This is a genomic window from Lacrimispora xylanolytica (genome assembly GCF_026723765.1).
Taxonomy (GTDB): domain Bacteria; phylum Bacillota; class Clostridia; order Lachnospirales; family Lachnospiraceae; genus Lacrimispora; species Lacrimispora xylanolytica.
On sequence record NZ_CP113524.1, the window covers coordinates 3,676,370 to 3,690,238 of the forward strand.

At 45.3% G+C, this 13,869-nt stretch carries 8 protein-coding genes; 1 reads left to right on the plus strand and 7 read right to left on the minus strand.

Annotated elements, in window-relative coordinates; all coding sequences use genetic code 11:
* Window positions 1-8: 8 nt before the first annotated feature.
* From OW255_RS17130 to OW255_RS17160, 7 genes are all read right to left on the minus strand, one after another.
* Window positions 9-2,645, minus strand: a complete 2,637-nt coding sequence (locus tag OW255_RS17130; protein ID WP_268114759.1) for an exo-rhamnogalacturonan lyase family protein — start codon at window positions 2,643-2,645, stop codon at window positions 9-11.
* 115 nt (window positions 2,646-2,760) lie between these two features.
* A complete protein-coding gene (locus tag OW255_RS17135; protein WP_051464580.1) occupies window positions 2,761-4,350 on the minus strand; it encodes an extracellular solute-binding protein in 1,590 nt (529 codons plus the stop codon).
* A 25-nt stretch (window positions 4,351-4,375) separates the two neighbouring features.
* On the minus strand, window positions 4,376-5,278 hold the full coding sequence (locus OW255_RS17140; RefSeq protein WP_024835074.1) for a carbohydrate ABC transporter permease: 903 nt from the start codon (window positions 5,276-5,278) through the stop codon (window positions 4,376-4,378).
* 15 nt (window positions 5,279-5,293) lie between these two features.
* Window positions 5,294-6,262, minus strand: a complete 969-nt coding sequence (locus OW255_RS17145) for an ABC transporter permease (RefSeq protein WP_024835073.1) — start codon at window positions 6,260-6,262, stop codon at window positions 5,294-5,296.
* Between the two features lie 200 nt (window positions 6,263-6,462).
* Window positions 6,463-8,649, minus strand: coding sequence for a helix-turn-helix domain-containing protein (locus tag OW255_RS17150; RefSeq protein WP_268114760.1), 2,187 nt, complete (start codon window positions 8,647-8,649; stop codon window positions 6,463-6,465).
* On the minus strand, window positions 8,639-11,686 hold the full coding sequence (locus OW255_RS17155; RefSeq protein ID WP_268114761.1) for a glycoside hydrolase family 2 protein: 3,048 nt from the start codon (window positions 11,684-11,686) through the stop codon (window positions 8,639-8,641). Before OW255_RS17155 ends, OW255_RS17150 begins: the two co-directional genes overlap by 11 nt.
* Complete coding sequence (locus OW255_RS17160; protein ID WP_268114762.1) at window positions 11,680-12,375, minus strand: DUF1961 family protein; 696 nt, start codon at window positions 12,373-12,375, stop codon at window positions 11,680-11,682. The genes OW255_RS17155 and OW255_RS17160 overlap by 7 nt, the downstream gene beginning before the upstream one ends.
* A gap of 158 nt (window positions 12,376-12,533) precedes the next feature.
* Here OW255_RS17160 and OW255_RS17165 point away from each other — a divergent pair, with 158 nt between their 5' ends.
* The gene (locus OW255_RS17165) at window positions 12,534-13,865 is read left to right on the plus strand and encodes an HD-GYP domain-containing protein (protein WP_051464579.1); all 1,332 of its coding nucleotides are present in this window, start codon (window positions 12,534-12,536) and stop codon (window positions 13,863-13,865) included.
* Window positions 13,866-13,869 lie beyond the last annotated feature (4 nt).

The following is a 13,869-nucleotide window of genomic DNA, read 5'->3' on the forward strand; positions in this document are numbered from 1 at the left end:
CCCCTTTTCTAGGCTTTATGAAAGCTTTCCGAGGACATGGTCTCCACCAGCTCATCGGCTTCCAATAAGGACTTAGGCAACTCACTCCGGATAAACTCTAAGGCGCATATTACGTTTAAGCACCACTGTGCCACAAAGTTGGTGCTGATCCAGGGAATTTCAGTAAGCTGCTTATGATTTCCTTTGTTATTTTGCGTGGTGATCTGAAACCCATTGTGATTTCCTTCACAAATCATGGCATGAAGCAGATGGCGCCAGGTGGTCTTAGCAAGGGTTTCATCCTTTAAATACCAAGCTCCATAAGCTCCCATGGCAGCCGCCATAAAAGGAAGAGAAAATTCCCTGTCTCCAATGATTCCCCCGGATTCTTCTAGCTGCTGTTGTCTTGGCAGATAGTAAAACCTTCCGTAATCTGCCATCATCTCCTTCCACTCTTCATCTCCCATCAAATCTGCCATTTCCATAAAAATCTGTGGCGCTCCCATGCAGATTTGAAGGTGGGTGCCACCTGCTGCCCGCTCTCCAATGTAGCGAAGATGTACGGTTTCTGGATCAAATTCGAAATCAGGTCCTGATATCAGCTTTAAGGGGGCCTTTTTAATATCCTCCATACCAATCTGAATTTTCTTTAAATACCCTTCATCTAAAAAACGTTCCCACTGGGTCAGCCAGTTGGCGCAAAGAGAAGACCAGTCAGGTCCGCTTCTGGCATGACTTGGAAAGATCATTTCTTCTTTCTTATAAAAATCTGCCAGTGGGTCCTTTTGAAGGAAGGTCAACTCATTGTCCTTTAACTCTAAAAAGATGTCCTCCAGCCGGTAATCACCTGTCATGTAGTAATAATACCGGTGGTGGGCAGCCATGGCAATGCGGGCCTCCTTGCAGGGGCATCCCCAATGACGGACATTGTGGCGGGAGCCAAGTCCTTTATATTTGCCCATATGATACACATCCACCTCAGAGGCATGACGGGTCAGCTTCTCTGCCAAAGTAAATATCTCCGGACGCCCGGTCCGCAGGAAAGAAAGCCAAAGCCATAAGGTGGGAACCAGCTCCGTATTATCCCAGGCATAGCCTCCCATATCGTAACGCCACTGATGACGCTCCGGGTCATAGGTATGCATGAAATCTCCATAATTAAACAGTCCGTACCAGTTTCTCTGTTCTACCTCATTTTGATAAAACTGAACGGCACAGTCCAGCTGATCCTCAAGCCATGCTTCCACCTCAGTCTTCCTTTCCGGCAAAGACCAATGACCAAATGCATCCAGATTATGATAATATTCCGGTTCTCCCACATACTGGGGCGGATTCGTGACTGCCTTGGAAAAACCGGATAATTCTTCTTCCGTGGGAATCATACTCTTATGAAATGAAATGGAATACTGGCTGGTGGAAGCAATTCCATAAGGAGTAGCACCTTTATAATCATAGCCCTCGTAATAGACCTGATTATATCCTCTATCTGTGTAATGTCTGAAATCCATGGCTTCCGCCCCCGGACTATACAGCCATATGGTTGCTTCTGCTTCTTCCATCGTAAGTCCCCGAAAGGTATAGCCGGACGGATAGGTCTGCCAGAAATCCCGAATAGAACAATGAACGCTTCCATTCTCTCCTCCAAAGGCAGCCCCTCCCATGGTCCTCTGTCCATGGAGACTGTCCAGATAGCAGCAATCTGGGATAGCGGTCTTTTTCTTAATCCGAAAATGGCTGGGACTGTCCTGACAGAAATCATACTCATCCCAAAATGGCATATCCTGCATTACCTGTTCTACGGTTTCTAACTCACTGCCTTTTAGCTCCAGACGCTCTCCATTCATCTGAGCCTTATAAATCTCTGAAGGAACTCTGGGACGCCAGGTGAGAAGCTCTGCCATGGTCTCATGAAATATGCCGTTATCTCCTTCAAACATCACATGACGGTTATACATGGGGCCTGACAAGGGAACTTGAAACGTTAGGCCGATTCCTTTTAAGAAATCCTTATTCTCATCTCCGTCGTATAAAAAGGTATGGGTAAAGGAAAGCTCACTGCTGTTAAGTCCTACATACATTCGAATAATAAATGGAATCTTTTTATCACCGTCAGAAGATACGTGACTTCCCCGGTATTTTACGACTGCCCTTAACGGTCCCGTCTCTTCCAGTGAAACCTCTTCCACCATACCCTGATACCTTTTTTCCAGTTTACCAGTTTTACTTCCTATGGCAATGGGTTCTTCCAATAAGAGAACGGGACAGGCCTTCCCGGCTCTTTTCACTCCATTTACGAGGACTTCATCAAAGAGGTAATCTCCGGCATTTGGAATGTGGATGCAAAGGTTTCCTGCCTCCACATAAAAGCCTGACTGGGCTTCTTTTACCTGAAGGCCCGAATCGCTGTCTTTAGATTCATAGCCAGCTTTTTCCTTTAACAGCACTTCAATGGTTTCCGTCAGTTCATCGGCACATGCAGTATGGGCTGACCATTTGACCGTACCATCCGGCCAGAACGCTGTGATTCTGGACTGCATGGGAACGGTTCTTCCGTTCTCATTTTTAAGCTCATATCCCGTTTCCTTCTTGCACGCTCCCTGCTGCCACATACATCCCCATGTGGTATAACCTGTCTTCTGTCTGTTTCCTAGATTATGCAGCTTCACTTTTTCCTCCATCTGCGCCTGTTTGACGCTTCCATTCCTTTCACTCTACGATAAAACAGGCGGTACAGTCCCTGCAAAGGGTCTGTACCGCCTATGTTCAACCACCTCGCAGTATCTACTTCGCAGTATCCTGCTGATATAATTCATTGATTTCTTTAACCAGTCTGTCACCGCCACGGTCTAACCACTGCTTTGCGGCAGCATCAAAACCGGCATCGTCAATCTGCCCGCAGATGTACTGGGTTCTGGCATCGTCAATGATCTGCTCGATGTCAGTTCCAACTTCTGCATTGACTACGGAGTTAGCCAGATATCCAAGTGCCGGGTTATAAATGGCAACTTTTTTATTCTTTGCAATGGCTTCTTCCTGAGCAATTGTGCTTTCCTGTTTTTCCAGGGTTGGACTGGTTGGAGTTAAGTTTGGAATATAAGCAATAACGGAATTTAATCCTACGTTTGGTGTCTGCTGTACTTCCAGTTTATTTCTCATCACTACTTTGCCAGCTTCATTTTTATCATAGGTAACGCCTTCCAGGCCGTAATCAGCCAGAACCATCATCTCATCGTCACACATTTTGTCTAAGAAGTGAAGACAGTTCTTTACATCATCTTCTGTTTTCGCTCCAGCCTTTGTGATCAGATAAAAGCCATTAAATCCACTGGTTGCAAGAGTTTTATCATTGACTGGTCCAACTAAGGTCATGGTAGCTGTTTTTGTAGGATCTACTACAGATTTTACATCGTTTTGAATGTAGTAATTCCAGATTCTCTTTGCACCATCCATAACATCAACAAATGCCCCTGCTTCTCCTTTTTTACAAGCATCTCCAAAGGTGCCGGAGTCTACCGTTGCCCAGTCCTTACGGATCAGGCCGTCGTCATAGATCTTTTTGATCCATTTTAAAGCTTCCCGGTACTCCTTTGTCTGGTGCACAGGAACCAGCTTTCCATCCTGTTCTACCCATTTGTTTCCGGTTCCGAACCAGGTCTGCATAATATCAATGGGACCTACATACTTGGTCATTTCAAGACCATAGGTATCGTCTTTTCCATTGCCATCGGGATCTTCATAGGTGAATTTGTAAAGCATATTATAAACATCTTCAGCCGTCTTAGGCGGCTCTGTAATGCCTACCTTTTCCGCCCAGTCGGTACGGTAGGAAAAGCCGTAGCGTCCGATTTCTCTGGCACGGTAAAGAGCGATGACCTTACCATCTACAGTGACAGCTTTTAACACATTGGGATCTGCTTTGGAAAGGTTTGGATAGCTTTCTGTATCCTTTAAAAATTCAGTTAAATCCCAGAAAGCGCCTTTCTTTGCCGCATCTACCACATTGGCAGTCAGATCACCGCTGCCGGTAACAATCATAGGCATATTGTCTTTATCCATAAGGACGAGGCCAAGCTTCTCCTTGTAGGTATCATTGGCTTCTCTTCTCCACTCCACCTGGGTATTGGTATGCTCTTCGTATTGCTTGATAACCTCATCGGAATGGTCATTCTTTAACTCGGTACCGTAAAACTGAGGCACCATAATGGAGATATTTGCCTTTCCGCCTTCTGCCCCGGACTGCGCTGCCCCCGCAGTTGTCTGTCCGGATTCTCCCGAAGTCTGTCCGGTTGTCTTGCTTCCACACCCCGCAAGTAATACCATGGAACCGGCAAGAGTCATTGCCATTGCTTTTTTCCACACCTTTTTCATCATAACACTTCTCCTTTTAACATTTTATTTATCCTTTTACAGAGCCAACCATAACGCCCTGTGTAAAGTACTTCTGAACGAAGGGGTAAATCAGCAGAATGGGGATGGTCGCAACCACGGTGGTTGCCATCTTTACTGCTTTCTGAGGCGGCATACCAAAGGCACCCCAGTCAAAACCACTGTCATTTGCCACACTGGAAGTGAGGAAAATGATTCTTCTTAATACAATCTGAATGACCTCCTTATTGCTGTCGGAAATATACATCATCGCATTGAAATAGGAATTCCAGTGGGTTACTGCATAAAATAGAGCCACACTTGCAAGAACAGGCTTTGAAAGAGGCAGAATGATTTTAATAAACGTCTGCCCGTCGTTGCAGCCATCCATTCTGGCGGCCTCTTCAAGCTCCATGGGAAGCCCCTGGAAGTAGTTCTTTATAATGATCATATTAAAGGGATTGATTGCCCCTGGAAGCCACAGTGCCCAGAAGGTATTCTTTAAATGCAGCACGTTTGCCACCAGCATATACATAGGAACCATACCTCCTGTAAAGAGCATGGTGATGATTACCATGTTGGTGAAAAATCTTCTTCCCTTAAAATACGGTCTTGACAGCGGATAGGCAAGAGTCGCGGATAAGGTCATATTGATGATAACTCCTACAAACGTAACAAAAGCAGAATTCATCAGACCCTTTATTGCATCGCCTGTCTTAAATATGTACTGATACGCATTCAGGGAAATGGTACGGGGAAACAGAAAGAATGCCCGCTCGGTAAGCTCCCGCTCGGTGGCAAAGGAGCCTGCCACAATATATACAAATGGAAGCAGTGTGATCAGTGCAAATGCCCCTACAAAGAGGTAAATCAATATCTGTACCAGCTGATCTCCAGGACTTCTTTTTATCTTTAACGCTTTTGTCTTAGCCATTTTAAAACCTCCCGATCAATAAAATCCTGATTCTCCAAACATTTTCGCCAGCTTATTGGCCCCCAGTACCATGATCATACTGACCACGGATTTAAACATGCCTGCTGCCGTTGCCAGGGAATAGCTGCCGTTTACAACACCCTTTGTATAGATGTAGGTATCAAACACATCGGACACTCCCCGGTTCATAGAATTTTGCATCAGGAAAATCTGCTCATATCCCGTATTTAATATGGTTCCAACCCGCAGGATCAGCATAATGACAATGGTGGAACGAATGGCTGGAAGCGTAATATGCCACATCTTCTGCCACCGGTTTGCCCCGTCTACCTCTGCTGCTTCATAAAGCTGAACATCAACGCCAGACAGCGCCGCCAGGAAAATAATGGTTCCATAGCCGGTTTCCTTCCACATGCTCTGACCCACGATCATGGATACAAAGAGCTTGGGATTTGACATGATATCAGGGGCATGGTTCCTGCCAAATATTTCCACCAGCCAATGGTATACCAGACCATCGGTGGTGCTAAATAGCTGGGCGGTCAAGGCTGCCACAATTACCATGGAAATAAAATGTGGAATATAGACCATGGTCTGTGCCACTCTCCGAAACATCATGTTCTTGATTTCATTTAACAGAAGCGCCAGAATAATAGGCGCCGGAAAATAAAAAATCAAGTTCGCTATAGAGATTGACAATGTATTTGTTAAAACCCGGACAAAATCAGGCCCAGTGAAAAACTTCTGAAACACAGACAGTCCTGCAAAAGGACTGTGAATAAACGCCCCCAGCATTGTGTCTCCGTTATAAGGACTGAATTCCTGAAATGCCATGATCAGTCCGCCCATGGGCAGATAACTGAATACAAGCATGTAGATAACTCCGGGAATTATCATAATGTAAAGCCACTTATGAGCTTGAAGCGTTTGCTTTATGGTCCCTGCCCTGGGCTTCGTTTTTACAGGCATTGCGTTCTGACTCATTCTCTCTCCTCCTCCACTTTTTGGGGGACATCTATTTTGCCTCCCCTTGGTGAAGTTATCGTACATCACGCTTCCCGCTTTTGTAAATAATCATTATCAAACCTGTTTATTTTCATAAAAACAGCCCCGATCCCCTGTGAATCACAAGGTTTTATCGGGGCTTGTACCACTCGATTATCATTTTATTTCCAGGGCTTATCCTATTCTTTATGCTCTTTCCGGTAAGCGGAAGGGGTTGTCCCCACCTGGTTTTTAAAAAAGCGGATAAAATTCTGGACGTTATTATAATTTAATCTGGCTGAAATATCGGCGATAGAGTCTGTGGAAGTCAAAAGCATATACTTTGCTATTTTAAGCTTTTCTTCATTGACCATGTCTGTAAATGACAATCCCTTTTCTTTTTTTAAGACCCTGCTGATATAATTGGGATGATAGCTTAAGGCATCGGCACATTCATTCAGGCTTATATTTCCGTTCTTGTCTTTGATCATTCTCGTTACTTCTTTAACAATATCAGAAGAGCCAGCAGCTCTCGCCTCTGAAAGGGCTGTCATCACAGGATTCAATATCTCTTCCATTATAAATGAGACCAGCTCTTTCTGCCCGTATACATTAGAAGCCTTTGTCAGCACGTTATACTGGTCACTTCCAAAGAGATCCGTAAGGGACAGGGAGGCTCTGGCTGGTATATCAAGGACAGCCGTAAGCAGCCTGGTAATATAGAACGTCCGCTCCATACCGGAGGCGCCTTTCATCTCCATTCTGCCCATAATCAGCTCCAAAAGCCTTTTTGCCTCTTCCTCATTTAAGCTGTCCACCGAGTGGATCAGTTCATCTTCCATAATCATATCGTAGACATTGCCAGCCGGATCCATGAGAGAATAATCATCGTAAAGGACCAGAGAAGAACCATTCTCATTGCGGTCATGGTTCTTGCTGTGAAGCGCTTCAGAGCATTCCTCGTAGGCTCTGCCTGTATGAGTCAGCTTATGAAAGGTACGGCTGATGCCAAATGCCACTGGATAACCGTAAATCTCCATCACGTGGTCCTTAATCTGCTTGTAGACAAGAGCCGTTTTATTATCCACCTCAAGATCGTCATTTTCTCCAATGATAAAAAGAGCCATATGCCCATGGATGACTGGGGATACGAAAAATGCCTCTCTCACTCCTTCCGGCAGGTTCATTAAGATCTCCCGGTTGATCTCATCTCTTTCTTCCCTTGTCACCGGGGGGTTTTTTTCTTCAAACTTACAGGAAATGGCGATCAGCCGGTAAGAGCTCCAGGCTTCCATTCCATACTTTTTCATGGTCTCCTGTATCTTTTCCATGCTTAACTCACCCTTTAACAGATTGGATAAGAAAAGCTCCCGGATCTGCGCATTCTGGTCATCTACAAACTTCTGAAGCATTAAGACCGGCTTTGAAAAGGCGATGGCTGCAACTCTTAAAACAATAAGAATGACTCCAAAAATACCAATGATAGCAATGGAGGCCAGAACAAAGGGGATTCCTTCCCGGTTCATCTTCGCTGTATCCACACCAGTGATGTAGGTCAGACCATTTCCTCCGGATTCCATGACGCTTAGACGAAAGTTTTTCCCCCCTGTAGAGGCATAGGTTCCGCTTTTCACCCCTCCTCCTTCTAAGGAGGCACGATACGCCTTAGTAAGAGCCGGATTCGTCTCCATCAGCACTTTTCCATTGCTAAGTACAGTCACATCGTAGCCAAGCTTTCGGTAAGGCTCGGATAGGTTTTCCAGCCGTTCCGTATCCAAGCGGACCGTCAGTACATAAACCGTTCCCACACTGCTGTACTCTTCCTTTACAACAAGAAGCTCACCAGCCGTGTCCACAAATCCCGATTCCTTTACCGTACCCTCATAAGGGCTGGCAGTATCCATCCGGTTTAACCAGTAAAGGGACAAAGGGATCTCCTTTTGTTCTTCTAAAAAAGCTTCTACCTCTGATAAGTTTTTTAAATCCTTGATGGGATACATCCCATATTTGTTTAAGACCCAGCCCTCCTTTACATTCATGAAGTTATAAAAGCTCACATATTTAGAGAGAAAATAATTTCCCTGAAGCATGTTTTGGGCCTGCTTTAATTCCTTATACTTGGAATAAGGTACTTCCTTTTGGTTCACCAGCCATTTCACCGAGGTGCTGCCGGTGCTGTCTAAGTAATATTCCCGAATGGAGGAAAATACATTTTCATATTCGTTTGCAACACTTTTGCAGTAGGAATCAAGAGCCTGTCCGCTCTTACTGTTCTCCCCCTTAACATAAATATAGTAAGATACGATTCCCATAACAATCAAAGGAACCGTCACCAGCAAAAGAAACTGCAAAAACAAGCGGTTCTCGTATTTTACATTATTCTTCAATCTCTTTTGTCCTGCTCTTCCTGTTCTCGTTCCAATAGGCAATATCATTGCCGTCTGTCATACCGTCTAAGATAAGATGAAAACCAGCAGCCTGTATCGCCGCCTTGCCTCTCCCTTTTACCTGATACCAGCCATCTTCTCTCTCTTCCCACTCGTCTCTTTCTCCCTGCCCATATCCACTTAAGGCAGTAAACCTGATGGCCTTTGTGGTCACAGCGTCCTTCCATACCGTTTTCTGAGTCAAAAAAGAAGCCGAAAATCTTCCTCTTGCTGCCTCTTTAAATTCTCCCTCCACTTCCACTTCAATGACGTAATCCTTTACACAGCCCTGGTGCATCCGGTCCTTTTGATCCGGTACCATAAGAAGTCCTGAGACAGCTACCGGCTCCTGTATGCAGATATCCACGGAAATGGGATAATTCTCTTTTTCTATCCACACAGATGTGTTGGGATTTTCCTCAGATAAGGAGGACAGATTAGTGACCCCTGCCTCATTCTCCGCAACATACCGGACCCCTAATTCCTTCATACGGTCATTAGGAAAAAGGTGCTTTTCAATGGCTGCAACAGGAATCTCCTCTTTTGGCGCAAACTCCCAAGAGGCGGCATAGGACAAAAGGGCTTCCTTAAAGTGGCAGGCCGCCGGCCGTTCTTCAAAGCTTCCCTCCAGACTGGCGCTCACGAGAAGAAGCCTTCCATTCCCTACCCTTCCTTCTATTAAAAGTCCAAGGGACAGGTTCCGGTTCCAGTCATCAATGGCCCGTATCACCGGCTCAAAGCCTTCCGGCATCTCATCAAGCAAAAAGCCTCTGGAGCTTCCTAATATATCCTCCCACTGCCAGCCACCGTGTTCCTCCGTGGGAAACCGGCGAAAGATGGGATGACCCGGGTTCATCATGAGCCCTAAGCTTCGGCACCAGCCTGGTCCCATCTGGCTGTTCCAGAACACCGGACGGATGGATAGAGGGGGACAATCAAAATCCAGCTGGGATAAAAACGGAGAAAACACCACTCTGCCACCGGATAAAAGGGCTTCTTTTGCCTCCTCCCATTCTCTGGTAAATAGAACATGTTCCCTTTCTTTTTCCTCTTTCTTTGGATAGACGTAAAGAGGCCAGCTATTTTCTGTCTCTTCCATAAAAAGAGTCAGCTTAAGCTTTGCTGGTTCTGTGACATAAGATAGATCCAGATATAGAGTGTCAACGGGAATATTTTTCCCGGCAGAGGCAGTGACTGCTTTTAATTCTCCCTGCTCCAACACTTCAACGGCCTTCCCCTGCTCTTCCTTTTCAAGCTTCCAGGTTACAATGCTATCCTTTAAATCTTTCTTTCCAAAATGGCACAGCTCCACCGGAATAGTAACCGGTTCCCTATTCTTTATTACATAAGAGGATATCCTGGCTAATATCACAGTTTCCTGATTGAACTGCTTAAACTCGTCCGCAGTCACATATCCCTTGTTCTCCCAGAAGGGATCTAAAACACCTACCAAAGCAGTCCCCTGTCCCATGTAATCGTGAAGGTCCAGCATCTCGTATCCATAGATATGGGGAGTCCTTAAATTAGCCTCGAATTCTTCCTTGTACATCATCACCTGATTTTTGCCGGAGCAGCGGACAAAGGCCTGGTTCAGTTCCAAAAGCTTTTTTGCCCTTGCACTCTCCCGGAACACCTCATAATTTCCAGGCTTAAGATACCCGGTAAATTTATCAATCACAGAGAAATCAGGATAAGCGCACCACTGCCCCATCTCATGACTAATCACAGGCAGCTTGGCACCTTCCAGTGACTCTCGGTAATCTTTTCCCTTGAACCCTTCATGATTGCGGATATTTCCACCCAGCAGCGGCCCATATGCCGAACGATGGAAATAAATATAGTCCGTTCCTGTAATATCCCTCGGAGGTACCTCATAAAACCAGCCAGACTGCGCCGTATAAAGCCTTCTGCCTCCATAGCCCAGACCTTCATCAAAGCTTCTTGTCTCCTTCACCCATCGCTTCAATGGCCCATACCAGCTTCCAGAGGGCTCATTGGTGGGAGAAAACAGGACAAAGGAAGGATGGTGACCAAACTGCCGAAGAATTCTTCTGGTCTCCTCTTTCAGCACCTCCTCCATAGGAATGCCATCATTAAATACATTCCACATGCCGCATTCCGACTGTAGATAAATACCCTCCTCATCTGCCGCCAAAAAGGCTGCCTCCGGCGGACATAGAGAATGACACCTTATAAAGTTAAATCCCCATTCTCTTATAAGCTTCATAAGGTTTTTCCACCATTTAAGTTCCGTGGAGGGGGATCCGGTGAGAGGATAGTCACCCCCAAAATGAGTTCCCCGAAAATATTCCGGACGCCCATCAACAAAAACCATGCCGTCTTTCACTTCCATGGTTCTTTGATGAGCAGCTCCATAGGCTTTGCGCTGCCTGTCCCGTTTTTCTATCTCCCCACGGCTCAAAAGGAGAATATCTCCCGCCATTCCATTCCAGGATGCACCAAGGGCATCGGATACTCCATGGCCGTCCGGCCTGTAAGGGTACTGAAACCGGTTATCAATTAAGACGGTCAAAGTATGAGCGCCTTTTTTCAGCCTGCCAAGGTTTATCTCGTGAGCCGTACAAAGAGAACAGTCACTTCCCTTATATTCCCCGTCCACCCAGGCATATGACCGCCACCTGGTCAGTTCAATATGTAAATAAATCTCTTCCCCGGATTCTTCCCGGATCTCAATCTCCCGTTCATACCAGGCCAGTCCAATAAAATGCCTTGGAGGCTGACAGAGAAATGGAATGGATACCTCCCTCTCCTGGGCGAACTGGTACTCTTCCCTCTCGTACCAGAAGGGGTCATGAAGACCGCTGACCCACTGGGTATCTTTTTTAATCTCCTCTCCATAGCCCTGCCCCTGTAGGATGCCCGGAAGAATCATAGGCCCATCGGCAATCCGATCTGGTTTTACTGGTGGCTCTTCATGGATTGGCTCTGTAACATGGTCATACCATAAGCTCCAATTTCCTGACAAGTCCATCAACATAGCGCATACACCTTAAAATTACGATATTCTGCTGTCAGCGGTGCTAATTGGCGAAAGCCAATCTTTCCACCCCTTATCAGCTCTCCAAATAAGATACCATCATCGTCAAACTCAAAAATTTCAAGGCCGTTAATGGAAAACCGGATGTTGCGGCTGTATTTGCGGACTTCCATACGATAGAAATCGTTGCAGTCATTTGCCCCCGGGATGGGATCTGCCCCCTGGGCCACAAGATGAAAACCTCTGCTTTTTCTTAAATTGCAGGTATGAAAGCTCCTTTCATCCGGTTCCTTTCTTCTAAAATATGAAATATGAAAGGCATCCATATCTCCACTGTGATACTGGGGATATTCCCCTGTCCTCTTTGAAAGAGACGGGTCAAATAAATCCTTTCCCCCATTCCCGGATGCTCCAAAAAACAAAATGCAGAGTCCTTCATCGGTGATGGGCTTAAACTCCCAGGTTATTTTTATATTTTCCGGAAATTCCTCCGGGCACCATAGTACGTAATTAGCCTGCTGCCCCATTCCATGATCCAGTTCATTTTTCAGACACATGGTATTGTTTTCAAAGCTTATTCTGGCTTTCCCCTCCAGAATAAAACCTTTGATATCTTCTTCGTTGGAAAGGGGATTGTCATAGATTAGTTTCTCTTCAATCAGCTTAATATATCCTGCTGTATGATTCATTGTTGTGTTTCCTCCAATCATTTGTTTTTTTACACTCCACTGGATAATTATACCTCTACTGGATATTATTCTCAACCGTTTCAAGACGCTATTTCATCTTTCCAATCATTGCTAATTATGGTAGACTTATGACATACATACATGGAGGAGGAAGCTGCATGCAAATGCAATACACACAAACGATAAGCAACCAGAGTATTCTTGGAATTATCCGTCGTTTTTGCAGCTATATAGACACTAGACTTACAGAACATGGCACGCACGTAGCCTATATCATTTTCAGAATGATAAGGAAAACAGGACAGTATTCCCATGAAGAGCTTCGGGACATCTGCTTTGCAGCACAGATTCATGACATTGGAGCATTCAAAACAGAGGAAGTTTCAAGGATGCTACAATTTGAGACGAAAGACGTATGGAATCATTCCTTCTATGGGTTTCTTTTTGTCCATTATTTTTCTCCTTTAAAAGAGCTGGCACCCGCAGTGCTTCTTCATCACATCGGCTGGAAACACTTGAAAGACCAGGATCATCTAAGTGATAAGCTAAAGGATCTGGCACAGCTGATACATATCGCCGACCGGATTGATGTATCCATGTCCTTAGGGCACATGACCTGGGAAGATACCTTTCGTGCTTTAGAACAGGGAACGGATACTATATTTGCCCCTCACATATTAGAGCTTGCATCTCTTCTTGATTTTAAGGGCACCCTTGACGAGGAATGGAGACAGGATAAAGAATACGCAGATTTTTTAACCCAGATCCCTTTATCCGGAGATGAAATTACCGCATATCTAAAGATGCTTGTTTTTATTATTGACTTTCGAAGCCATTACACCGTGACTCATACCATAGCCACCACCAGCATCAGTTACGAGCTTGGACAACTGGCAGGTTTCTCGGAGGAACAGCTGAACCTGGTCTTATGCGGGTCTCTGCTTCATGATTTAGGTAAGATTGCAATCCCCGTTGATATTTTGGAATCTCCAGGAAAATTAAACAAAGAAGCCATGACGATCATGAGAACGCATGTGGACCATACCGAAGAAATCTTTGGGGGCCTGATTGACGATTCCATTGTCCGCATCGCCCTGCGCCATCATGAGAAATTAAACGGGACAGGATATCCAAAAGGCCTTACCGCCAAAGAGCTTACGTCAGAGGAGCGACTTGTGGCGGTTGCAGACATCATAAGCGCCCTTACAGGAACCAGAAGCTATAAAGAGCCTTTTCCTAAGGACCGCATACGGACCATACTGATCAATATGAAACGAGATGGCCATCTGGATTCTGAAATTGTAGATATGGCTGTCTGGAATCTGGACCAGATTCTTGATATGACAAAGATACGATGCCGTCCGGTTCTTAACATTTATGAAAAGCTTTGGAAGGAGTACGACCAATTCTTAGAGCTGAAATCCGGTCATGACAAAATACGGTTTGCCCTTTCCATTCAGGAGCCGATATCCCCAGTCCTATGGCCATAAAAAT